This is a genomic window from Aeromonas simiae (assembly GCF_000820125.1).
GTDB classification, from domain to species: Bacteria; Pseudomonadota; Gammaproteobacteria; order Enterobacterales; family Aeromonadaceae; genus Aeromonas; species Aeromonas simiae.
In genome coordinates this window covers 29767-52683 of sequence record NZ_CDBY01000061.1, presented here as the reverse complement: position 1 = coordinate 52683, position 22917 = coordinate 29767, and the positions used below count along the sequence as shown (strand labels likewise).

Sequence of the window (22917 nt, the reverse complement as noted above, 5' to 3'; positions counted from 1 at the left end):
AACACGATGAGAAGGATGCTGATCGCCTGCGCCACGCTCGTGCTGAGCCTGACCGCCATGGCCGATGACGACTACCAGAGGGCTCGTCCGAGCGAGCATCTGCCCTATCTGACGGCACGTCTGCAACAGGGGCAGCTGGCGGCGCTCGATACCTTCCTCGACTCCCTCCCCAGCGCTCAGTCCGAGCCGCTGCGCTGGTGGTTGTTGCAAGGCCTCTCCGGCTCGGAGCGACCGGCGGCACCGACCCGAACCTGGGTGGCCGCGCAGAGCAAGCGGGTGCCGAGCACCCTCACTTCACAGACGCAGGATGGCTTTCTGGTCTCCCTGCCCCGCTATGACTACCCGGCTTTGGCTCGCCGGCTGCTACAGAGTTGGCAGCAGCTCGACTGGCAGGGACAATATGGCTATGAACTGGCGGCGGGCAAGTTGAACCTGCGCGCTATCTATCGCTGGAACAACCCGGATCTGGAGCGCCAGCAGAGTGCCCTGTTGGCGGCGCTGGCGCAGGCTCCGAACCCGGTCAGGTTGCAGCTGGCCCAGGCCGTGGCCCGTACACCGCTCTATCTGCCGGATAACCGGCTGATCTACACCCTGCTCGACTATACCGGCTCGTCCGAGCTGTTTTTCACCCTGTGGCGGCGCCCGGTGGATGACGACTCCCTGCGCGCCTTGGCTCTGGTTTCCCGGTTCCATGAGGGGAATGCGGCGGGTGAGCTGCTGCTGTCGGCGGCTGCCGAGCCTGGGCTCAACAGTGCCGCCATGCTGGCGCTCGGGGCATTGCATCCCCTGCCCGATCCGGTGCGCAGTTATCTGCATCGGGAGCTTGGGATCGGGCCGGATGGGGTGGCGCTGGCCAAGTTGCTCAAGCCGCGCGCCGAATCGCTGCAACTGATCCTGCTGGCGGATCGATTGCTCCATGAACAGGGGGGTGGCCGTGTCTACCCTGAGCCGGGTCGCCCCTGATGGCCCTTGGCGGTATACTGTGATCCCCCCGAATCCCAACGCGGTAGCCTTATGAAATACAAGGATTTACGAGATTTCATCGCACAGCTCGAGGCGCAGGGTCAGCTCAAGCGGATCAGCCGCGAGATCGATCCCTATCTCGAGATGACCGAGATCTGTGACCGCACCCTGCGTGCCGGCGGTCCTGCCCTGCTGTTTGAGAACCCCAAGGGATATCAGATGCCGGTGCTGGCCAACCTGTTTGGCACGCCGGATCGGGTGGCCATGGGCATGGGCCAGCCCGATGTGGGCGCCCTGCGCCAGGTGGGAACCTGGCTCTCCTACCTCAAGGAGCCGGAGCCGCCCAAGGGATTCAGGGAGCTGATGGAGAAACTGCCGATCTTCAAGCAGGTGCTCAACATGCCGACTAAGCGGCTCTCGTCGGCCCCCTGCCAGGAGCAGGTGCTGACCGGTGACGAGGTGGATCTCGACCGTATCCCGATCCAGCACTGCTGGCCGGGCGATGTGGCCCCCCTGGTCACCTGGGGGCTGACCATCACCCGCGGCCCCTACAAGAAGCGGCAGAATCTCGGCATCTACCGTCAGCAGAAGATCGGCAAGAACAAGCTCATCATGCGCTGGCTCGATCACCGTGGCGGTGCCATCGATTTTCGTGAGTGGCAGGAGGCCCACCCGGGCGAGCGCTTCCCGGTAGTGGTGGCGCTGGGTGCCGATCCGGCGACCATTCTCGGTGCGGTGACGCCGGTGCCTGACACCCTCTCCGAGTACGCCTTCGCCGGCCTGCTGCGCGGCAGCCGTACCGAGGTGGTAAAAGCCATCAGTTGCGATCTGGAGGTGCCTGCCAGCGCCGAGATCGTGCTGGAGGGCTATCTGGAGCCGGGCGAGCAGGCTCCCGAGGGCCCCTATGGCGATCACACCGGCTACTACAACGAAGTGGATGAGTTCCCGGTCTTCACCATCACCCACATGACCCTGCGTAAGGATGCCATCTATCACAGCACCTATACCGGCCGCCCGCCCGATGAGCCGGCAGTGCTCGGGGTGGCCCTCAACGAGGTGTTCGTGCCGCTGCTACAAAAGCAGTTCCCCGAGATCGTCGACTTCTACCTGCCGCCGGAGGGGTGCTCCTACCGGATGGCGGTCGTCACCATCAAGAAGCGTTACCCCGGCCACGCCAAGCGGGTGATGCTGGGGGTCTGGTCCTTCCTGCGTCAGTTTATGTACACCAAGTTCGTGATAGTGTGTGATGACGACATCAACGCCCGCGACTGGAAAGACGTGATCTGGGCCATCACCACGCGGATGGACCCGGCGCGCGACACCACCCTGATCGAGCACACCCCGATCGACTACCTCGATTTCGCCTCGCCGGTATCGGGGCTTGGCTCCAAGATGGGGATGGATGCCACCAACAAGTGGCCGGGCGAGACTGACCGCGAATGGGGTCAGCCCATCGTCCAGGACCCGGCGGTGACGCAGAAGATTGACGCTATCTGGGGCGAACTGGGTATTCTCGACTGATCGGTGCGCAGGCACCGATCATCACAATGAAGAACATGAGCGAGGTGGCCGAGACCACCGTGAAAGGAAACGCATGCAACGAATCAAGTGCCGCGTAACGGAGTTGCGCGAAGTGGTGGAGACCATCTGGCAAGTCGGCCTGGAGCCTGCTGAGGCGGTTGCCTTCAAGCCAGGCCAGTACCTGCTGGTGGTGATGAGCGACTCGGATAAGCGCCCCTTCTCCATTGCCAATGCCCCCACCCGCTCCGGGCTGGAGCTGCAAATCGGCGCCACGGCGGAGAACGCCTATGCCGGTCAGGTGCTGGCGCGCATGCGCGAGCAAGGCGAGATCGAGGTGGAGCTGGCGGCTGGCAAGGCCTTCTTGCGCGAAAGCTCGCCCCGCCCGCTGATCCTGATGGCCGGAGGCACGGGGTTCTCCTACGTGCGCAGCATATTGCAACAGTTGGTCGATAGCGGCAGTGAGCGCCCCGTGTTCGTCTATTGGGGGGTACGTCAGGCCCACTGGCTCTATGAGTTTGATGAGATGCGCGCCCTCGAGCAGCACTATGCCCCGCTCACCTTCGTTCCTGTGGTGCAGGAGCCTGACAGCGCATGGGAAGGACGTACCGGCCTGGTACACAAGGCGATCATGGACGACTTCGTCAGCCTGCACGACTACGACATCTATGTGGCGGGCCGCTTCGAGATGGCCGGTGCCGCCCGCGAAGATTTCAAGCTGCTCGGGGCCGAACCGGAGCGCATCTTCGGCGATGCCTACGAGTTCATCTGAGCCGCTTGCATGACGACTCGGGCCCCCGCCAATGCGGGGGCTCTTTCGTTGTGAGTCCGGCCCGGCGATTTGCATCAGACCATGGCATTTCGTCGTAAATTTCACCATGATGACAGCCTCTCCTGAATCTGTCCGGAGAGTCGCATTCTGATGGAGCCAGCCATACAAGGGAGTGAAGGTGCTCATGACTGCATCCGAATATAACCTGAGCCCGATCAGCGAAGGGGTAGCCGCAGATGGTACCCGGCTGATGGCTGCGGATGAACTGACTGGGCTGCGGGCCGAGTTGGCGCGCCTTGAACAGGAAAATCGCCAGTTGCAGGAGAAGCTCAACGCGGCGCTTGATGGCACCGGCCTCTGCCTATGGCAGGGGCTGGTGCAGACCGGTGAGCTGCGGGTGTTCAACCTGCAAAATTTCCAGGCCGGTGACATGGCACCCCACTTCGATGTGTGGCGGGCCAAGCTGCACCCGGACGACAGCGAGCGGGCTCAACACCACTATTTCAGTCACCTGGCCGGCAAGACCCCCTTCTATGAGGCCGAATACCGGACCCTCAGCCCGCAGGGGGAGGTAACCTGGTTGTGGGATCGCGGCCGGGTCATCGAGTGGGATGAGGATGGGCGGCCGCTGCGCATCATGGGGGCTCATATCGACATTACCCAGCGCAAGGAGTACGAGCGGCGCCTGGCCGAGCAGGCATGCCGGGATGCGCTGACCGGCCTGCTCAACCGGCAGGGGCTGCGCCAGTCACTCGGGGGTGAGCATCTGATGGGGCCGGCGGCCCTGCTGTTTATCGATCTGGATGACTTCAAGGAAATCAACGATCTGTTTGGCCATGTCTGCGGCGATCGGGTATTGCAGCGCATGGGCGAATGGTTGCACGAGCTGGCACCACAGGCGGTATGTGGTCGTTATGGTGGCGACGAGTTTGTGGTCTATCTGGCCGGTGCGGCAGAGCCGGCGGCCCTGGCCGCGTTGGCCGAGGTGCTGCTGGCGCGGGTGCAGGCGTTCGCGCCGGCGCCGGGCTCAGCGCTGCGGGTTGGCATGAGTATCGGGATTGCGGTGTGGCGGGATGAGCTGGCGTTCGAGACGGCGCTGGAACTGGCGGATCGGGCCATGTATCAGGCCAAGGAGCAAGGAAAGCGGGCCTGGCATCTGTTGCAGGTGTAGGCCCGTTACCGGATTCGGCGCTTATTCGCCCTTGTCGCTGAGCTGCTTTTCGAGCTGCTCCAGCTTGGCTTCGAGGGCCGCCAGTTTCTCACGGGTACGCAGCAGCACCTTGGTCTGCACATCAAACTCCTCGCGGTTAACCAGATCCAGCTTGCCGAGCTGGGCTTGCAGCACCTGGCGAATCTTCTTCTCTACTTCCTCACCCATGCTCTTGATGCCGGGCGGCATGGCGTTGTGGATCTGCTTGGCGATCTCTTCGAGTTTCTTCGGGTCAATCATCGGAATCTCCTTCTGGTTGCCGCCATTCTACCCGGATTGACCGATCCTGCCGAGCGGCATGCGGCAGCCTGTGATCCGGATCGGCGCTGGTCGGAGTGGGCGAGCGGAGTGAGCATGCTAGTCTGCCGGTTTCCAGGATGAGGGCCGTGTCGCATTTTTGTTCAGGAAGTGAGATCCGATGACTGACCAGAGGCTTTCCATTTGTTGCCTTCATGTTAATGTCTTGGGGCGGGTTGGAACCCATTACCCCGCCCCCGTCAGGTACAAGTTCACAATAATGAGACAAAAACATGAAAAAGAAGCTGATTTTTGCTGCCGTGGCCAGTGCCCTGCTGGCCGGTTGTGGTGGTGGTGACAACAAGGACGACACCTCCAGCACCCTGAGTTACCTGCTGAGCGGCGCCAATGGCGTGCGCCCCAGCGCCTTGGCTGCCCGTGACAGCGACGGCACGCTCAAGTTCTCGACCGAGACCAGCGATCTCTCCAACCCGGTCTCCGCCCTCTCCACCCTGGATGGCTGGTCCACGACTCAGGCGATCCAACTGGTGCCGGTCACCACGGCGGGCATCAGCGTGCCGACACCGGCCGCCGCCGCCTTCAGCGCTGCCGTGGCTCCGATCTATGTCTTTGAGTTGGAGTTTGACAGCAGCACACTGCGCCCTTCCGGCATCAAGCAGCAGCTGGTCTACGGGAGTGACTTCATCGTGACCGGCAGTGGTGGCAAGCTGGCCGTGGTGCCGCTCAAGCCCCTCAATCCCTCTTCTTACTACATGATGGTGGCGACCACCGCCCTCAAGGACAGCACCGGCAACCCGCTGCGCGCCGGGGATGACTATGCCAATATCCGTGCCAGCGCGGGTGAGAGTGCCACCTCGCAGACCCTGCACGGCATGATTGCCCTGCAAGAGGGGTTGTTCTTGCAGGCCACCGGCATCAAGTCGGAGCAGGTGATCTTCTCCGACTGGTTTGCCACCCAGTCCGGCGCCGATGTGCTGGTGGCCGTCAAGGGGGCCGCTGCCAGCGTGCTCAAGTCACCGAGTCTGGACGCCGCCGCCTTGTGGAAGCAAGATGCCCACGGCAACACCAGCCTGCCGCTCACCTATACCCTGAGCGATATCGATGCGGGCAGCGCGTTCCTGACCCGGCTGGCGGCCGAGCCCTTCCTGCCGTAGGCCTCGAAGGAGCAGCTGGCCGCGGCCATTGAAGCCGATCCGCAGCTCAAGGGGCTGGCCGACAACACCACCGTCTACAGCGGCAGCGTCAAGCTCCCCTATTTCCTCTCCACCCCGGCGCTGGCCGGCTCCTGGGATAAGGCCAAGGGTCAGTCATGGCATGGCGCCATCGACAGCCTCTATGCCATTGCCAATGCCCTCAAGGCGGGTGACAAGGAGGTGAGCGGCGGCCTGGCTGCGGCCGGCGTCGATCCGCAGCTGCTGGGCGAACTGATTGCCGACCCGACTCGCCAGAGCGAACTGCTGGCCGAGGCGAGCAAGCTGATCGGCGTGAGCCTCACCTCGGGCGGCAAGCCGCTCGATGCCCAGCGCAACATTGGTCGCTTCAACCCGCTGCCGGCGCTGGAAGAGGTGCAGTCGGTGCCGCTGCGCATCTTCTCGGTGGCCCCGCTCTCTGCCGTGACCGACGTCATCATCTACCAGCATGGCGTCACCTCGGTGAAGGAGAACGCCTATGCCCTGGCCCTGAGCCAGATCGGTGCCGGCCTGCAGGCCCAACCTACGGCCAAGCAGATTGCGGTGGTGGTGATCGATCACCCGCTGCACGGTGAGCGTGGCTACGCCCTGAGCGGCAGCGAAGCCACCGTCACCACCAGCAGCAATCCCACCCCCTATCTGAACCTGAGCTACCTGACCGTGGCGCGCGATAACCTCAAGCAGAGCGTGGCTGACCTGCTCGGTCTGCGTCTGGCGGTGGGGCTGGCCAATGCCAAGGGGCTGGGCACCCAGATTGGCACGCCCGGTGGCCTGAAGGTGCACTTCCTCGGTCACTCCCTGGGGGCCATTGCCGGCACCAACTTGCTGGCGGTTGCCAACCAGAAGCTGGGCAACCCGCTGGCCGATGCCCTGTTTGAGTTCGAGAGCGGTGCGCTGGCCATGCCGGGCGGTGGCATCGCCCCGCTGCTGCTCAATTCGCCGACCTTTGGCCCCACTCTCCAGTACGGGGTGCTGACCGGAGGCTCTGCCGATCTCAAGAACGCCTTTGCGGCCTATGCCCCGAACTGCAAGACGCCGGCGCCGACCTGCTTCGTCAACGAGTTCCTGCCAAGCCAGAGCGCGGCCACCCAGGCCAGTGCGGCCAGTACCCTGGCCAGCTACAGCTTTGCCGCCCAGTCGGTGCTCGACTCGGCCGATCCGATCAACCTGGGGGCCGCCATCAGCCCGGACTTCAAGCTGTTTGCCACCGAGATCGTCGGGGATGGCGCGCTCAACCTCTCGGATCGGGTGATCCCGAACCAGATTGCCAGCGCACCGCTGGGCGGCACCGAGCCGCTGTTCAAGGTGCTCGGGCTGGGCGATCTCGGCAACACCCAGCTGGGGGCCATCCATCACGCCGCCCGCTTCCTGGAAGGGGGCCACGGCTCACTGCTGGCGCCGGACGGCAACGACGAAAGCGGCCTGGTGACCCGCGAGCTGCAAAAGGAGTTCGGTAGCTTCTTCGCCAGCGGGGGTCAGGCCGTGGTGGTGACCGATGCCTCCTTGCTCAAGCAGTAACGCTCACCACGCCAATAAAAAGGCCGCCCCATGGGCGGCCTTTTTCATGACGGGCGCAGTTACGCCTGCTTCATGTGCACGACGCGCTGCGGGAAGGGGATGTCGATGCCTTCGGCGTCGAAGGCCAGCTTCACCTTCTCGTGGAAGTCGAACCAGACCCCCCAGTAATCACCGGTCTTGACCCAGGGGCGTACCACGATATCGACCGAGGAGTCGGCCAGCGCGGCGACGGCGATGGTGGCGGCCGGGCTCTTCAGGATGCGCGGCTCTTCATTGACCAGCCGCTCGAGGATCTGCTTGGCCTTGCGCAGATCGGAGTCGTAGCCGATGCCGAAGGTCATGTCGATGCGGCGGGTCTCCATGCGCGAGTAGTTGATGATGGTGCCGTTGAGGATGGAGGAGTTGGGCACCACCAGCATCTTGTTGTCGCCCGAGGTAAGGGTGGTGGTGAACAGTTGTACCGACTGCACCACACCGCTGGTGCCGGCCACTTCGATGAACTCACCGGCCTTGATCGGGCGGAAGATGATGAGCAGGAAGCCGGCGGCAAAGTTGGAGAGCGAGCCTTGCAACGCCAGACCGATGGCCAGACCGGCGGCACCGATGATGGCCACGAAGGAGGCGGTCTGTACCCCGATCCGGCCCAGTGCGGCGATCACCACGAACACCAGGATGGCGTACTTGAGGATGTTGCCGACGAACTCGGTGATGGTGATGTCGAGCTTGCGCCCCTTCATCACTTTCACCACGGCGCTGCTGATCAGGTTGGCAGCGATGTAGCCAAGCAGCAGGGTGAGCAGGGCGGCGGCGATATTCACGCAGTACTCGATGATGAGCCCCTGATTTTGGACCAGCCAGGTCTGTGCTTGGTTGAGGATCTCAGGTTCCATGGAATCTCCTGTGGGTCATGAAAGATGAGCGCAAAATGCAGCATTAGTGCTCTGGATTGCGACATTCATCGTCGTTGGGTGAACAATAAAAAAGCAAAGGGAGGCCAAGGCCTCCCTCTGGAGCATGGGAGCGATGGGTTCAACTCTGCAGCAACTGGCTGCGAATGAAGGTCCACTGCTCCTCGAAGCCGGTGGTCGGCTTGTGTTTGAACTCGGAGCGCACAAACTGGCTGATGCGCCCTTCGGCATAGGCCAGCAGCAAGTTGGCCAGCATGCCCTCATCGAGCTGGAACCCTTGTCCTTCGCGCAGTCGTTTCTCACGCAGCACCTGCTTGAGCTGGGTCTCCAGCTTGTCGAACAGCATGCCGATGCGATCGCGCAGCCGCTCGTTCTCGCCGAGCAGGGCATCGCCGTTGAGGATGCGGGTGATCCCGGGGTTACGCTCGGCGAACACCAGCAACAGTTGCAGGATATGGCGGCAACGCGCCATGGTCTCCTTCTCCTCGCTGAGGATAAGGTTGACCCGAGATAGCAGGGAGTCCTCGATGAAATCGATCAATCCCTCGAACATCCTGGCCTTGCTGGGGAAGTGGCGGTACAGCGCGGCTTCCGAAACCCCCACCTCAGCGGCCAGCCGGGCGGTGGTGATGCGCTGCCCCGGACTGGTCTCCAGCATGTGGGCCAGGGCCTGCAGGATCTGCTCCCGCCGGCTCTGTTTCAATTGACTGCTTGCCATATATTCCCCTAAAAACAATGGCTTATCTTTCTTATCCCGGAACGCAAAGCATCCGGTTTTTATTGGCGGCCAGAGGAGCCGAAGCCGCCCTCACCCCGCTCGCTCTGATCGAACTCTTCGACCAGCTGAAAGCTAGCCTGCACGACCGGCAGGATCACCAACTGGGCGATACGCTCGCCGGGCTGCATGGTGAAGCTATCCTGGCCACGGTTCCAGACCGAGACCATCAGCTGGCCCTGGTAGTCGGAGTCGATAAGACCGACCAGGTTGCCGAGCACGATACCGTGTTTATGGCCGAGACCGGAGCGCGGCAGTATGGTGGCGCACAGACCCGGATCCTTGATGTGAATGGCCAGGCCAGTCGGTACCAGAACGGTGTCGCCGGGAGCCAAGGTGATGGCTTCGTCCAGCAGGGCACGCAGATCCATACCGGCAGAGCCAGGAGTGGCGTAGGCGGGCAGCGGATAGTCGCGGCCGATACGGGTGTCGAGGATCTTTACTTCAATCTGTGTCGTCATGCGGCTTGTGGTTATGGTTGTGTGCCGGGGGCCCGGCTGGATCGATAACGATCCGCCACCAAATCAAGCAGGTGGCGGGCGAGCGACAACTTATCGCTCAGTGGCAGTTCACGCCGATCGCCTTGCCAGTACACGGTCAGGGCGTTGTCATCGGCATTGAAGCCCTGTCCGGCGCGCGACACGTCGTTAGCGGCGATCATGTCGAGGCGTTTACGGTTGAGCTTGTCGAGGGCGTATTGTTCCACATCCACGGTTTCGGCGGCAAATCCGACCGTGAAGGGTTTGTTAGCGAGGGCGCCAACCGCAGCGATGATGTCAGGGTTCTTCACCAGTTGCAGCACCATCTCGTCATTATCGGCGGTTTTCTTGATCTTTTGTGCGCTGATCTGTGCCGGACGATAGTCCGCCACGGCGGCGCAGCCGATGAAAATATCGTGTTGTCTGACGCGCTCCATCACGGCGGCGTGCATCTGCTCGGCGCTCTCCACGTCGACCCGGGTGACGCCGGGCGGGGTGGTCAGGGTCACCGGGCCGCTCACCAAGGTTACCTCGGCACCCAGCTCGGCGGCGGCGCGGGCCAGGGCAAAGCCCATCTTGCCCGAGCTGTGGTTGCTGATGTAGCGCACCGGGTCGAGAGCCTCGCGGGTCGGCCCTGCGGTCAACAGCAGGCGCAGACCGGCCAGCGTTTGCGCCGGTGCCAGGGCGGCCACGCAGCGTTCGACCAGCTCGAGCGGATCGAGCATGCGACCGGGGCCCACATCGCCGCAGGCCTGGCTGCCGGAGTCGGGCCCCCACAGCTGGAGGCCGCGACTGGCCAGGGTGGCCAGATTGGCCTGGGTGGCGGCGTTACGGTACATCTGCTGGTTCATGGCCGGCGCCAAGGCGACGGGGGCCGGCGTGGCCAGGCAGAGGGTGGTGAGCAGCTCATCGGCCATGCCGGCGGCCAGACGTGCCATCAGATTGGCGCTGGCCGGGGCGATCAGCACCAGATCGGCCCACTTGGCCAGCTCTATGTGGCCCATGCCAGCCTCGGCGGCCGGATCGAGCAGGCTGTCGGCCACCGCATGGCCCGACACCGCCTGCAAGGTCAGCGGGGTGATGAACTCCTTGGCGGAGCGGGTCATCACCACGCGCACTTCGGCCCCCTGATCTTTCAGGCGGCGCACCAGTTCCGCGCTCTTGTAGGCGGCGATGCCGCCACTGATGCCAAGCAGGATGCGTTTGTCGGCCAATCTCATGGGCAATTCCAGACTGTCTGAATACTGGTCGGCTAAGATAACACACCGTGCTGGCGAGCACAGTGGGGTGAGGTCAAGGAACCGAAAACGCACGGAGGCAGCCGCGCCGGCTATGGTTGATGCAGGCTAGGGGAGGAGCATGGGATGGGGATCAAGGAGTGGCCGGCCGCCGAGCGGCCGCGTGAAAAACTGCTGCAAAAGGGGCCGGAGGCCCTCTCGGATGCGGAGCTGCTGGCCATCTTTTTGCGCACCGGGGTGCGTGGCATGGATGCGGTGGCGCTGGCTCGGGTGTTGCTTAATGAGCACGGCTCGCTGCGCGCCCTGCTCGGTGCCGATCGTCAGGCGTTCTGCCGCAGCCATGGCCTCGGCGAGGCCAAGTTCGTGCAGTTGCAGGCGGTGCTGGAGATGTCGCGCCGTTATCTGGGTGAGCCGCTGCGCCGTGGCGACCCTCTCACCAGCCCCTTGCTGACCCGTGATTATTTGCAGGCCAGATTACGCGATCGCGAGCGGGAGGTGTTCCTGTTGCTGCTGCTCGACAGCCAGCACAGGGTGGTGCATGACGAGGAGTTGTTTCAGGGAACCTTGGCTGGTGCCAGCGTCTGGCCGCGGGAAATTGTGCGGATCGTCATCAAACATAATGCAGCGGCGGTGATTCTGGCGCATAATCACCCGTCCGGTGTGGCCGAGCCCAGCCGGGCCGATCGCCAGCTCACGGAACGGATCCTCGCTGCGCTGGCCCTGATCGATGTGCGAGTCCTGGATCATCTGGTGATCGGTGACGGCATCACGGTTTCCTTTGCTGAGCGTGGTTGGCTCTGAATGGCCGGCGGCGCTGGGCCCCGTTTTTGTTGATCTTTGATCACAGATGCTGTATAAAATGCCGCCTTCTGTTTGCCCCGCAATCGAAGGCCAGCGGGGCAAATATTTGCTCGAGCAAGAAGTAAGATTTGGAGAGACTGACATGTCTAGAGTATGCCAAGTAACCGGCAAGCGTCCGGCAGTTGGTAACAACCGTTCGCACGCTAACAACGCTACCAAGCGTCGTTTCCTGCCGAACCTGCACACTCACCGTTTTTGGGTTGAGAGTGAAAAGCGCTTCGTAAGCCTGCGCGTATCCGCTAAGGGCATGCGTATCATCGACAAGCGTGGCGTAGAGGTCGTTCTGGCCGAACTGCGCGCCCGCGGCGAGAAGGTATAAGGAGCTAAATCATGGCTAAAGGTATTCGCGAGAAGATTCGCCTGAACTCCAGCGCCGGTACTGGTCACTTCTATACCACTACCAAGAACAAGCGCACCATGCCCGAAAAGATGGAGATCAAGAAATTTGATCCGGTCGTTCGCCAGCATGTGATCTACAAGGAAGGCAAGATCAAGTAATTGATCCTGCTCTCCCAAAAAACCCGGCTTCGGCCGGGTTTTTTTATACCGGCGATCCACATACACTGCCTGCTGCACCAGGAGGACCCATGCTGCGACTCTCCCGCAAGGGCTGGAACAACGTCATCATCGTCGGTGTACTCGCCGCCATCACGCTGCTGCACCGTATGGATCAGATGCAGGAGATCAACAGCCGCGATCGTGAGCGGCCATTGCTGCCTGCTGATGCGGTCGTGCTCACCTGGCAGGGGCCGAGCTGGCAGATTGAGCGGCTTGGTCAGGGCTGGCGCAGCCGGCCCGATCTGGGGCTGGATGCCGCCGCGCTCGATACGCATATCCGCGAATGGAGTCGCTGGTCATTGCCTGCCGCCACGGCACTGCGCGGTGTGCCTGTGGTGCTCAAGGTGTGGGTGGCCGGGCGCGATGAGCCGCTCGAAATCGGTCTGTACCAGGACAATGGCCAGTATGCCGCCCTGCTGCCGCCAGATCGCTGGCTCGCCTTGAGCGAGCAGCAATATCGTTCGCTGCTGGCCCCCGGGCCGGTGGCCAAAGAGTGAAGCGGAGTCGTTAAATGCCTGAATTGCCAGAAGTCGAGGTGAGCCGGCAGGGGATCGCCCCCTGGCTGACCGGCGTCGCCGTGCGCCGCGTGGTGGTGCGTGATGGTCGTCTGCGTTGGCCGGTGCCGGGAGAGATCCAGGAGCTGGCCGGGCTCACCATCCGCCGGGTCAGCCGGCGCGCCAAGTACCTGCTGCTGGAGACCGATTTTGGTACCGCCATCCTGCACCTGGGGATGTCGGGCAGCCTGCGGGTGTTGCCGATCGGTACGCCGGCCGAGAAACACGATCACGTGGATATCGAGCTGGAGAACGGCAAGCTGCTGCGGCTTAACGACCCGCGCCGCTTCGGCGCCCTGCTGTGGACCCGCGATCCGGCCGAGGCGCACGCCCTGCTGGCCAAACTGGGCCCCGAGCCGCTCACCGATGCCTTCAACGCCGATTACCTGCAAGCGCGCGCCAAGGGGCGCAGCACCGCCATCAAGCAGTTCCTGATGGACAACCAGGTGGTGGTGGGGGTGGGTAACATCTATGCCAACGAGGCGCTGTTTGCCGCCGGCATTCATCCCAAGCGCGCCGCCGGCGACATTGACCGGGGGCGGTTGGGGGAGCTGGTAGCAGAGATAAAGCGGGTGCTGACCGAGGCCATCAAGCAGGGGGGCACCACGTTGAAGGATTTCACCAGTGCCGACGGCAAACCGGGCTATTTCGTGCAGCAGTTGCAGGTCTATGGCCGGGCTGGCGAGCCCTGTTATGCCTGCGGCAGCGAGATCCGCTCCCTGCGACTGGGGCAGCGTAACACCTTCTACTGCCCCGAGTGCCAGCACTGAACCATCTTGTAACGGCCTGTTGCTCCGGGTTGCCTTGCCGCGTCAGCTTCCCTAGGATCCGGTGCAGTTATTGAATTGAGAGAACATCATGACTCCATCTCGCATGAGCTGGCCTGAACTGGCTAGCCGGCAACGCTATGATGCTGCTGCCATGGCGCAGTATCTCTACCCCGACGGCTCGTCACGCGTCACCTTCAATCGCATCAAGTTCCGGCTGCGCAGCCTGCTCTATCGCAACGAGCTGACCCGCATTTTCCAGCTGTTCCAGGAGCCGGGCCTGCGCGAGCTGCCGGCGCGCTACCACGAGCTGCTCGACAAGCCGCTGCGCCCCTACCGTTTCGCCGGCTCCAGCGCCGCGCAGCGGGCCGAGATGCTCGAGGAGCACTATCGCCTGCTGCTCTCGCTCTACCCTGAGCTGATCCGCTCGCTCTATCTGGAGCAGGGGCTGGATTTTGGCCCCCTGCCCGAAGAGCAGGCGCGCATCGTGCTGCGCTATGACGGCACCTTCCGTCGCGAGGCCGAGCTCTCTTTCTCCATTCTCGACGAGCAGGACAAACGGCTCTACAGCTGCGCCTTCTCCCTCGAACGGGTCGGCGATGGCATCGGGCTGGTGATCGGCTCCATGCAGGGGCCGGAGCCTTCGATCGACGATGCCCAGGGGCGGGTGCGCGTCCTCACCAAGCAGGCCCATGGACTGCGTCCCAAGTCACTGGTGGTGATGCTGGTGCTGATGCTGGCCGAACGGCTCGGTGCCCGCCGGGTGCGGGCGGTGCGCACCCAGGCTCACGTGTTCCAGGCCAAGCGCTACAGCAGCAAGCAGAAGGCCAACCTGCAAGCTGACTATGACGAGTTGTGGGAAGAGTTTGGCGCCACGGCGCTGGATGATAACTTCGTCCAGCTGGGCCAGGTCGAGCGCAAGCCACTCGAGGAGATCGCCTCCAAGAAGCGGGCCATGTACCGGCGCCGCTACGAGTGGCTGGATGCGCTGGCCCAGCGCATGGCCGAGCTGTTCCCGCGCTAAGCGGAGCGGGCGGCCAGCTTGGCGTTGATGGCCTTTGCCACCAGCGGGTCGACGAACTGATCGATGTCGCCGCCGTGCAGCGCCACCTCCTTGATCAGGCTGGAGGAGATAAACGAGTTCTCCTGTGCCGGGGTCAAAAAGACGCTCTCGAGTTCCGGCATCAGGCGGCGGTTCATGTTGGCCAGCTGGAACTCGTACTCGAAGTCGGAGACGGCGCGCAGGCCGCGGATCAGCACGTTGGCACCATGCTGGCGGGCGAACTCCACCAGCAGGCCGGAGAAGCCCACCACGGTGACGTTGGGCTGCGCCGCTGTGACCTGTTGCAGCAGGGCGACCCGCTCCTCGAGATCGAACAGGGGGCGCTTGCTCGGGCTGGCGGCGACACCGACAATCACCTCGTCAAACAGATGGGCGGCGCGGTTGATGAGGTCGGTGTGGCCGTTGGTGACGGGATCGAACGTCCCCGGATAGATGACCCGATTGCTCATGGCGTGATCTCCTGAAGGCGAAATGCCCGCATTATACGGCCACCGCTTGAGATGTGGAGTGTGCCGGGCAAGAATAGCGCACCGTGTGAAACCAATGTCCCGACCCGAAGTAACGGGGCACAAGTCGAGGTTGTGATGAAACGTATACTGGTGGTCCGCAACGACAAGATCGGCGACTTCATGCTGGCCTGGCCGAGCTTTGCCATGCTCAAGCAGTCGCTGCCTTGCCACGTGACCGCCCTGGTGCCCGCCTACACGGCGCCGCTGGCGCAATTGTGCCCCTGGATCGACGAGGTGATGATCGATCCCGGCAAGGGGGCGGACAAAGAGACCCAACTGGCTTTGCTGGCGCGGGTCAAGCAGCAGGCGTTTGACGCCGCCATCTGCCTCTTCTCCAATTCGCGCAATGCCATGCTGGTGTGGAAGGCGGGCATTCCCTACCGGTTGGCGCCGGCCACCAAGCTGGCCCAGGTGCTCTACAACCATCGCCTGACCCAGCGCCGTTCCCGCTCCGAGAAGCCCGAATCCGAGTACAACCTCGATCTGATCCGCCACTTTGTGCACGAGCAGGGGGCCAGCCCGGTCGAACCCTCGGCCCCCTTCCTGCGCTTCCCGCCCGAAGTGCTGGCCCGGGTGCGCGAGCAGGTAGCGGCGCGGTTGCGGGTCGATGCCGAGCGTCCCTGGCTGCTGGTGCATGCCGGCAGCGGTGGCTCGGCCAACAACCTCTCCATCGAGCAGTACGCCCGCATCATCATCAAGCTCAACCAGGCGCGGCCCGAGTTGCAGTGCATCCTCACTGCCGGCCCGGGGGAGGAGAAGATCGCCGAGCAGTTGGCCGCCGAGATGCTGGCCCACGGAGGTAACGGCTGGATCTACCGCTCGGAAGGGGGGTTACCCCTGTTCTGCCAGGTGATCGCTAACGCCGCCCTGTTCATGGCGGGCAGCACAGGGCCGCTGCACATCGCGGCTGCCATGGACGTGCCGACGGTCGGCTTCTTCCCGATGCGCCGCTCGGCCACGCCGCTGCGCTGGCGGCCGCTCAACGGCGAGGGGCGCCACCTGGCCTTCAGTCCGCCGGAGGACAGCGACCACCCGGAGGACATGAGCCAGATCGAACCCAAGGTGGTGGCGGCCGAGATTGCCGATTGGGCTCCCCGCTTCTGGTCTTGATCTCCCATGAAAAACGGGCTCTTGTGAGCCCGTTTTTTTATTGCCGTTACACCACTGGGTTGTCCCAGTCCTTCGGACGCGGGTTGAGGCGCTGCTCGCACAGGTAGGCCTGGCGGATCAACTTGGAGGCCATGGTGATCCCCAGCATGATGAGGCCGCGCTTGCCGTCGAGGAAGGCGCGCTGGCGGATGCCGTGGCGCCACAGTACGTCGATGACGCACCAGACGAAGTCATACCAGCGCCCGCCCTTGAGTTCACGGCCCACCGCCCGCTCGGCGTAGCGCTGGGCGCGCAGCACCGCATCCTTGATGTCGGCATAGGAGTCGTGGCGGCAGATCCCCTTGAGCTTGCCCACCTTGCCGTCGGTCACCAGCTTGTCGTGGTAGAGGCCCATCTTGCCCTCCATCCGCCACTGGCCGTCGCGAACCAGCCGCAGGCGCCACTCCGGCTGGTACATGTGGTGCAGCCAGCCGCCGAGGAACCAGATCTTGCGCTGGAACTCCCAGGCGGCGATCGCGCTGTCATCTTCTTGCAGCACCCGGGCGATATCGGCCTTGAGTTCCGGCTCGAGCGACTCGTCGGAGTCGAGCAGCAGGATCCACTTGGCCGGTGCGCACTGCTCCATGGCGAAGACCTTCTGCTTGAGCGGGCCCGGCCAGGGGCGCTCGATGACCACGCAGCCGCGCTCGCTGGCGTACTCGCGAGTCCCGTCGGTGGAGCCGGAGTCGACGATGACCACCCGTTCGGCCAGCCCATCCAGGCTGTCGAGCACCTGGGGCAGGCAGCGCATGCTGTTGAAGGTAGTGATGGCGACCGCCAGGGTCACGGGTTGCTGAGCTGACATAGGGTTATCCGTTTGCAGGTTAGGGGCACATTCTAATCTTCCGCCCGGCGTGGGGCAAAGGCCGGGCGGTGGCGTGGATCAGGTGGCGATGAGTACGCGGGCCGCGCCGGGGGGCAGGGTCAGCTGTAACTCACCCTGCACCAGTTCGAAGCGCTCGCCGCTGCAGGCATCGCGAAAGCGGGTGGCGTTGGCGCCGGTCTGCCACAGGGGCAGGGTGAGGGTGCGCGGGTTGGTCGGGTGACGGTTGCAGGCCACTACCACCTGATCGCTCTCCAGGGTGCGGGCGAAGGCCAGGGTATGATCGCCGGCATACAGGGTCTGGCAGTCGCCACGGCGCAGGGCCGGCCGTTGCCGGCGCAGGCGGATCAGGTGGCGGTAGCGCTCGTGCAGCGCGTGATCCCAGTGGGTGGTCTCCCATGGGAAACAGCGGCGGCAGTCGGGATCGTTGCCCCCCAGCATGCCCACCTCGTCGCCGTAGTAGATGCAGGGGACGCCGATATAGGTCATCAGCAGGGTGACGGCCAGGGTCATGCGGGCGCGATCCCCGTCCAGCAGTTGCAGGAAGCGGGCGGTGTCGTGGCTGTCGAGCAGGTTGAACTGGGCCAGCTGGTTGGCAAACGGGATATGGGCGCGGGCCTGGCGCAGCCACTGGTCGAGCCCGGCTGCGCTGATCTTGATCGGGTGATAGGCGATGTCCTTGCCGGCCAGGAAGGCCCGGATCGGGTGGGCGAAGCCGTAGTAGTTCATGGCGCCGTCCTCTTGATCGCCCTGCAACCACTGGCTGGCCTCGAAGAAGTGCTCGCCGAGCACGTAGGCGTCCGGGTTCTCCTGCTTGATGGCGGCCCGGATGGCCCGCACGTGGCGGCGGTTGCCCTGGGCGCAGCCCCCTTCCCCCAGCATGTGGATGACGTCGAGGCGCCAGCCATCGATCTGGTAGGGAGGGCGCATCCAGTGGCGCAAAATGGCGTCATCGGCGCGATAGACGGCGTCCTGCACCTGCTCGCTGGCAAAATCGAGCTTGGGCAGGCTGCGGATCCCCTTCCAACTGACGTAGTCGCCCTCGGCATCGAAGGTGTAGAAGCTGCGCCAGGGGGAGGCGGGGTTGCGGTGGGCTCCTGCGGGAGGGGCAAACCAGGGGTGTTCGGTGGAGGTGTGGTTGACCACCGCATCGAGCACCAGCCGCATGCCGCGCTGGCGCAGGTTGCGGGTCAGCTCGGCGAACTGGGCATTGCTGCCGAAGTGGGGATCGACCCGGTAGTAGTCCTGGGTGTCGTACTTGTGGTTGCTCGGCGAGGCGAAGATGGGGTTGAGGTAGAGGGCGCTCACCCCGAGCGATTGCAGGTAGTGCAGCTTCTGGTCGATGCCGGCCAGATCGCCGCCGTAGAATTCGCAGGCGGCGGTGCCTTCACCCTGGGCGCTGACCGGCTCTCCCCACGCCTTGTGGATGACAGGGCGATTGCGGTAGTCATAGTCGCCGGTCTGCACGTCGAGGCTCGGATCGCCGTTGCAGAAGCGATCGGGGAAGATCTGGTAGAACACCTGATCCTGCACCCAGGCCGGTGGCCGGTGACGGCTGTTGTAACGAAAATGGGTGTCGCGTGCCGGCATGGCGGGGTCACAACCTCCGCCGTGCAGCCACCATTGGCCATCGCCGGTGAGGCACTTGAAGCAGTAGCGGTGGTGCTCCTGGCCGCGTGGCAACGGCACAGTGATCTGCCATATCTGCAACCGGCCACGTTGCTCGAGGAGCGCCATGGGGTGCAGCTCCTCCTCGTTATCGGGCTCGAGGCGCAGCAGCACCTGGTCGAAGGCGGTCTCGGCATCGCTGAACAGGGTCAGCTGCAGTTGATCGTGGGTCGCGCGAAACCAGGGCGACACCTGGGGGTGAAACAGAAATGGTGGGGTCATGGGGTCGTCAATATGTCGGCCAGGGCATTGCCCTGTTGATGCAGTGATTCCAGATGGGGGATGAGGGTGGCCGGGTCCAGCGCCAGCTGCTCGGCGAGGGCGCGCGGAAAACGGGCCGCGATGGCCTGGGCCGGTACGCCGGCGCTCCAGGCGAACGAGACAAAGACCGCCAGCCGGATCAGCACCGCCTCTTTGCTCACCGGCTCATGTTCCAGCGGATCGAGCTGCTCGGCGATGGCGGTGACGAAGGTGTCGGCCAGGTTCCAGCGCCGCGCCAGTTCGGCGCCGAGCTGGGCGTAGTCGTAGCCCAGCATCTCGCGCTGGGCATCGACCCGGCTGGCGCCCCGCTCGATAGCCATGTGCACCAGCTCCGCCTCTTCCGGCAGGGTGGTCTGGATGAGCAGTTCGCCGATGTTGTGGATCAGGGCGCAGGTAAAGGCGGTTTCGGGATCGACCGTGCCGCACTGCTGGGCCAGGGTCTTGGCGATGGTGGCGACCTGGAAGGTCTCGGTCCAGAAGTGGGTCTTGTCGAAGCTGGGGGGGGCCTTGAAGCCGCTCATGATGCCGGAGGCCACCACCAGCGAGCGCAGGCGAGAGAAGCCAAGACGCATCACCGCCTGCTCGATGGAGGTGACCTCGTTGCCACGGCGAAAGGCCGCCGAGTTGGCCATGCGCAGCACCTTGACGCTGATCACCTGATCCATGGCGATCTTGGCGGCGATGTCGTCAATGCGGGCGTTCTCGTCACCGAAGCTGTGCATCAGCTCATGCAGCAGCTGGGGGATGCTCGGCAACTGCTTGATCTTGTCAAAGAGGCGATCCATCGACATGGTGTGGCGGTTCCCTGTGGCCAACTGTGCTTATTGTGTCACAGGGGAGCGCGGGCCGCCTCCTTTCGATGGCCCCATGTTCAGCCGGGAACTCATGCCTGCGCGCCATGCACGCCGGGGTGAGCGCGATGGCGGGGCTAGCGTGTTATTTCCACTCTTCCAGCCGGTAGCGCAGGGTGTGCTGCTCTCCTTGCAGTGTCAGCCCCTGCGCGTCAGTGGTCAGTGCCGCGCCTTGCCGCAGTGTGGTGAGCACCGCCTGCTCCACCACATCCAGAGTGGCGCCGCAGGCCATCTCGGTGCTGCCGAGGCTGCTGACCCAGAAGCGCCCCTGCTTCAGGTTGCCTTTGCCGAAGTAGCGGTTGCAGCCGGCGATACCGTTGACGGTGAAGTGCTCGCCGATCTCGAGATCCGGTGCCCGGCCGCGCTCGGATTGCACCGGGCGCTGGTCGACACTCTCCAGCACCCAGTGGTGGTGCATCAACTCCTGGCGGAGGGCACTGGGGGTCGTGCAGGCGGTGAGTAACAGGCTGGTGAGGATGATGGCTGGGCGGTTTATCACGGCGGCTCCTTGGTTGAGGGCAAGGATAGAGGCTGGCCGGAGGGGATGACAGAGGGGCGGGGCGCTCAACCGACCGCCCCTGTCGCGGGGCGTCAGCGGAACAGACGGGCGGCGTGACGGGCTAAGCCGGCGGCCACCGAACCGAGATCGTCCCCCCCTTCGACCGGTACGCCGGGCAGACGCTCGCGGATGAAGCGGGCCACCAGCGGCGACTTGGCGCTGCCCCCGGTGACGAACACCCGATCCGGCTGGCACCCGGCTTGGGCGATCGCCTCGTCCATCAGCTCGCCGATCTTGTCGAGCAGCAGGGCGGCGGCATCGGCCAGCTGTGACCGGGTCAGCTCGACGCTGAGGTCGTGCTCCAGCTCGCCGAGGGGCTGGCGGCTCACCGGCTGCTCGGAGAGGGCGATCTTGCCCTGCTCGGCGCGCCACACCAGCTGGTGGCTTAACTTGTGCTCGCGCAGGCGGATGAGACGGGGCAGCAGGCTGCCCGGTTGGCAGTCGAGCAGCATGTCTTGCAGCTCGCGCCCCGTGGTCAGGCTGTAGAAGCGGCTCTGGGCCGCCACGTCGTTGATGGCTGCCGCATCCCAGAACAGGGGGTGGGGCAGCGGTTTGCCGGTCTTGAGCCGCTCGTGCATGCCGAGCAGCGGCATGATCCCCTCCACCGTCAGGCGGATGTCGAAGTCGTTACCGCCGATGCGCTGGCCGCTGTGGCCGAGCATCTGAGCGTCGCGCTCGAGCCGATCCCGGTAGCTCGGCCCCATGCGCAGCATGGAGCAGTCGGTGGTCCCGCCGCCGATGTCCACCACCAGCACGGTGCAGTCCTCGCTGAGGCGGGCCTCGAACTCGAAGCCGGCGGCGACCGGCTCATAGAGAAACGCCACCTGCTCAAAACCGGCCAGGCTGGCCGCCTCGCTCAGGATGGCCAGAGCCTGGCGGTTGCTCTCCTCACCGGCCAGCCCCTGGAAGTTGACCGGCCGGCCGATCACCGCCTGGGTGATCGGGGCGCCGGTGAGTGCCTCGGCGCGCTGTTTCACCTGCAGCATCATGGCCAGCACTATGTCTTCGAACAGGGCGATCTGCGGGGCCTTGAGGCCGGAGGCGCCGAGGAAGGATTTGGGCGACTTGATGTAGTAGCCCTCGTCCGGCTCCTCCAGATAGGCCTCCAGTGCCGCTTCGCCGAAGGCCAGCTCGTCGGGCAGCCCCTCTTCGCGCAGGGTTCGGCGCAGGCTCTGGGCACGCTGGATCTGCGGGCCGCGCAGGGCCAGGTAACGTTCGCGCAGTGGCGCAGGCAGGGCTTCGGCGAGCAGGCCGGGGATGGCATCCCGGTGCGGGGCGTGCAGGGTGGAGGGGAGATAGGCAGTACGGCCGAGTGGCAGCAGGCGCGGGCCCTCCTGCTCCAGCACCGCCATGGCGCAGTTGGAGGTGCCGTAATCGAATCCGACAAACATGGGGCAGGTTCTCCCGGGCAAAAGAGAGAGCCTACCCCAAAGCCGGAGCGGGGCTCAAGCGGCGGGTTTATTCCACTTCGTTGCCGCTGTGGCGTCCTTCGTGCACTGCTTTGACATTGTTCAGTGTGGTGTCGGCGATGGCGTGCAGCGCCTCGCGGGTCAGGAAGGCCTGGTGACCGGTGAACAGCACGTTGTGGCAGGCCGAAAGGCGGCGGAATACATCGTCGGTGATCACCTCGTTGGACTTGTCCTCGAAGAACAGCTCCTCTTCCTCTTCGTAGACATCGAGGCCGAGCGCACCGATGCGGCTGGTCTTGAGTGCCTCGATGGCGGCGTTGGCGTCGAGCAGGCCGCCGCGGCTGGTGTTGATGATCATCACCCCGTCCTTCATCTTGGCGAAGGCAGCCGCGTTGAGCAGGTGATAGTTCTCCTGGAACAGGGGGCAGTGCAGGGAGATGACATCGGACTCGCGGTAGAGGGTGTCGAGATCGACGTATTCGGCGCCGAGTTCGATGGCGGCCGGGTTCTGGTAAGGGTCGCTCACCAGCAGGCGCATGCCGAACCCCTTGAGGATGCGCAGGGTCGCCAGGCCGATCTTGCCGGTGCCGATGACGCCGGCGGTGCGACCGAACATGTTGAAGCCGACCAGCCCCTCGAGGGAGAAGTTGGCGTCGCGAGTGCGCTGGTAGGCCTTATGGATGCGGCGGTTAAGGGTCATCATCAGCCCTACCGCGTGTTCAGCCACCGCCTCGGGGGAGTAGGCGGGCACCCGCACTACGGTCAGTCCCAGCTCCTTGGCGGCCACCAGATCCACGTTGTTGTAGCCGGCGCAGCGCAGGGCGATCACCTTGGTGCCGTGCTGGGCCAGCTCGCTCAGAATGGCGTGGTCGGCATCGTCGTTGACGAACAGGCAGACCACGGGGAAGCCGTGGGCCAGCCGCAGGGTTTTGGTCTCGAGGCGCACGTCGAAAAATTCCAGATCAAAGCCGTAGGCGGCATTGGCCTTCTGGAAGTACTCCTTGTCATAACTCTTACTGCTGAAGACAGCGATTTTCATCTTGTTGACTCCGATGC

The 22917-nt window shown here is 64.1% G+C and carries 23 protein-coding genes and 1 pseudogene; 12 read left to right on the top strand and 12 right to left on the bottom strand.

Features of this window, described 5'->3' with window-relative positions; genetic code table 11:
• The first annotated feature begins 6 nt into the window (after window positions 1-6).
• From BN1134_RS12690 to BN1134_RS12675, 4 genes are all read left to right on the top strand, one after another.
• Window positions 7-963 carry a hypothetical protein gene (locus tag BN1134_RS12690; RefSeq protein ID WP_156991766.1) on the top strand — a complete coding sequence of 319 codons (957 nt, stop codon included), beginning with the start codon at window positions 7-9 and terminating at the stop codon, window positions 961-963.
• A 51-nt stretch (window positions 964-1014) separates the two neighbouring features.
• A complete protein-coding gene (gene ubiD, locus BN1134_RS12685) occupies window positions 1015-2484 on the top strand; it encodes a 4-hydroxy-3-polyprenylbenzoate decarboxylase (RefSeq protein ID WP_042047640.1) in 1470 nt (489 codons plus the stop codon).
• 73 nt (window positions 2485-2557) lie between these two features.
• On the top strand, window positions 2558-3253 hold the full coding sequence (fre, locus tag BN1134_RS12680) for an NAD(P)H-flavin reductase (protein ID WP_042047639.1): 696 nt from the start codon (window positions 2558-2560) through the stop codon (window positions 3251-3253).
• A 184-nt stretch (window positions 3254-3437) separates the two neighbouring features.
• Window positions 3438-4424 carry a GGDEF domain-containing protein gene (locus tag BN1134_RS12675; protein WP_052449490.1) on the top strand — a complete coding sequence of 329 codons (987 nt, stop codon included), beginning with the start codon at window positions 3438-3440 and terminating at the stop codon, window positions 4422-4424.
• 21 nt (window positions 4425-4445) lie between these two features.
• Here the strand turns inward: BN1134_RS12675 and ubiK are convergent, their stop codons facing one another.
• The gene (ubiK, locus tag BN1134_RS12670; RefSeq protein ID WP_042047637.1) at window positions 4446-4703 is read right to left on the bottom strand and encodes a ubiquinone biosynthesis accessory factor UbiK; all 258 of its coding nucleotides are present in this window, start codon (window positions 4701-4703) and stop codon (window positions 4446-4448) included.
• A gap of 290 nt (window positions 4704-4993) precedes the next feature.
• Between ubiK and BN1134_RS12665 the strand changes: the two are divergent.
• Window positions 4994-7429, top strand: a pseudogene (locus tag BN1134_RS12665) (VolA/Pla-1 family phospholipase).
• A gap of 59 nt (window positions 7430-7488) precedes the next feature.
• Here BN1134_RS12665 and BN1134_RS12660 read toward each other — a convergent pair.
• The 4 genes from BN1134_RS12660 to coaBC all read right to left on the bottom strand — a co-directional run bounded on the left by BN1134_RS12660 (window position 7489) and on the right by coaBC (window position 10811).
• The gene (locus BN1134_RS12660; protein ID WP_042047635.1) at window positions 7489-8319 is read right to left on the bottom strand and encodes a mechanosensitive ion channel domain-containing protein; all 831 of its coding nucleotides are present in this window, start codon (window positions 8317-8319) and stop codon (window positions 7489-7491) included.
• A 139-nt stretch (window positions 8320-8458) separates the two neighbouring features.
• Window positions 8459-9055: a nucleoid occlusion factor SlmA gene (gene slmA, locus BN1134_RS12655; protein ID WP_042047634.1), complete on the bottom strand. Its 597-nt coding sequence runs from the start codon at window positions 9053-9055 to the stop codon at window positions 8459-8461.
• Window positions 9056-9114: 59 nt separating this feature from the next.
• Window positions 9115-9573, bottom strand: a complete 459-nt coding sequence (gene dut / locus BN1134_RS12650) for a dUTP diphosphatase (protein WP_042047632.1) — start codon at window positions 9571-9573, stop codon at window positions 9115-9117.
• Between the two features lie 11 nt (window positions 9574-9584).
• On the bottom strand, window positions 9585-10811 hold the full coding sequence (coaBC, locus tag BN1134_RS12645; RefSeq protein ID WP_042047630.1) for a bifunctional phosphopantothenoylcysteine decarboxylase/phosphopantothenate--cysteine ligase CoaBC: 1227 nt from the start codon (window positions 10809-10811) through the stop codon (window positions 9585-9587).
• A 144-nt stretch (window positions 10812-10955) separates the two neighbouring features.
• On the opposite strand from coaBC, the gene radC reads away from it, so the two are divergent.
• The 6 genes from radC to BN1134_RS12615 all read left to right on the top strand — a co-directional run bounded on the left by radC (window position 10956) and on the right by BN1134_RS12615 (window position 14593).
• Complete coding sequence (gene radC / locus BN1134_RS12640; RefSeq protein WP_042047628.1) at window positions 10956-11630, top strand: RadC family protein; 675 nt, start codon at window positions 10956-10958, stop codon at window positions 11628-11630.
• Window positions 11631-11772: 142 nt separating this feature from the next.
• On the top strand, window positions 11773-12009 hold the full coding sequence (gene rpmB, locus BN1134_RS12635; RefSeq protein ID WP_005349438.1) for a 50S ribosomal protein L28: 237 nt from the start codon (window positions 11773-11775) through the stop codon (window positions 12007-12009).
• Between the two features lie 11 nt (window positions 12010-12020).
• Window positions 12021-12188 (top strand): 50S ribosomal protein L33, encoded by a 168-nt coding sequence (gene rpmG, locus BN1134_RS12630; RefSeq protein WP_005307500.1) that lies wholly within the window; start codon window positions 12021-12023, stop codon window positions 12186-12188.
• An 89-nt stretch (window positions 12189-12277) separates the two neighbouring features.
• On the top strand, window positions 12278-12745 hold the full coding sequence (locus tag BN1134_RS12625; protein ID WP_042047626.1) for a hypothetical protein: 468 nt from the start codon (window positions 12278-12280) through the stop codon (window positions 12743-12745).
• Between the two features lie 14 nt (window positions 12746-12759).
• Window positions 12760-13572: a bifunctional DNA-formamidopyrimidine glycosylase/DNA-(apurinic or apyrimidinic site) lyase gene (gene mutM / locus BN1134_RS12620; RefSeq protein ID WP_042047625.1), complete on the top strand. Its 813-nt coding sequence runs from the start codon at window positions 12760-12762 to the stop codon at window positions 13570-13572.
• 151 nt (window positions 13573-13723) lie between these two features.
• Window positions 13724-14593 (top strand): VirK/YbjX family protein, encoded by an 870-nt coding sequence (locus BN1134_RS12615; RefSeq protein ID WP_084214803.1) that lies wholly within the window; start codon window positions 13724-13726, stop codon window positions 14591-14593.
• Here BN1134_RS12615 and coaD read toward each other — a convergent pair.
• Entirely contained in the window at window positions 14590-15081 is a 492-nt protein-coding gene (gene coaD, locus BN1134_RS12610) for a pantetheine-phosphate adenylyltransferase (protein WP_042047622.1), read from the bottom strand. The genes BN1134_RS12615 and coaD overlap by 4 nt on opposite strands.
• 135 nt (window positions 15082-15216) lie before the next feature.
• Here coaD and BN1134_RS12605 point away from each other — a divergent pair, with 135 nt between their 5' ends.
• Window positions 15217-16251: a glycosyltransferase family 9 protein gene (locus BN1134_RS12605; protein WP_042047621.1), complete on the top strand. Its 1035-nt coding sequence runs from the start codon at window positions 15217-15219 to the stop codon at window positions 16249-16251.
• Between the two features lie 46 nt (window positions 16252-16297).
• On the opposite strand, the gene BN1134_RS12600 is transcribed toward BN1134_RS12605, so the two are convergent.
• The 6 genes from BN1134_RS12600 to BN1134_RS12575 form a co-directional block, all read right to left on the bottom strand.
• A complete protein-coding gene (locus tag BN1134_RS12600; protein ID WP_052449488.1) occupies window positions 16298-17095 on the bottom strand; it encodes a glycosyltransferase family 2 protein in 798 nt (265 codons plus the stop codon).
• A 78-nt stretch (window positions 17096-17173) separates the two neighbouring features.
• Entirely contained in the window at window positions 17174-19003 is a 1830-nt protein-coding gene (gene malZ / locus BN1134_RS12595) for a maltodextrin glucosidase (protein WP_042047620.1), read from the bottom strand.
• Window positions 19000-19833 carry an HDOD domain-containing protein gene (locus tag BN1134_RS12590; protein WP_042047619.1) on the bottom strand — a complete coding sequence of 278 codons (834 nt, stop codon included), beginning with the start codon at window positions 19831-19833 and terminating at the stop codon, window positions 19000-19002. The genes malZ and BN1134_RS12590 overlap by 4 nt, the downstream gene beginning before the upstream one ends.
• Before the next feature lie 145 nt (window positions 19834-19978).
• Complete coding sequence (locus BN1134_RS12585) at window positions 19979-20389, bottom strand: META domain-containing protein (RefSeq protein ID WP_042047725.1); 411 nt, start codon at window positions 20387-20389, stop codon at window positions 19979-19981.
• Between the two features lie 95 nt (window positions 20390-20484).
• The gene (gene yegD / locus BN1134_RS12580; RefSeq protein ID WP_042047617.1) at window positions 20485-21843 is read right to left on the bottom strand and encodes a molecular chaperone; all 1359 of its coding nucleotides are present in this window, start codon (window positions 21841-21843) and stop codon (window positions 20485-20487) included.
• A gap of 67 nt (window positions 21844-21910) precedes the next feature.
• Window positions 21911-22900 (bottom strand): 2-hydroxyacid dehydrogenase, encoded by a 990-nt coding sequence (locus BN1134_RS12575; RefSeq protein WP_042047615.1) that lies wholly within the window; start codon window positions 22898-22900, stop codon window positions 21911-21913.
• Window positions 22901-22917: the final 17 nt, after the last annotated feature.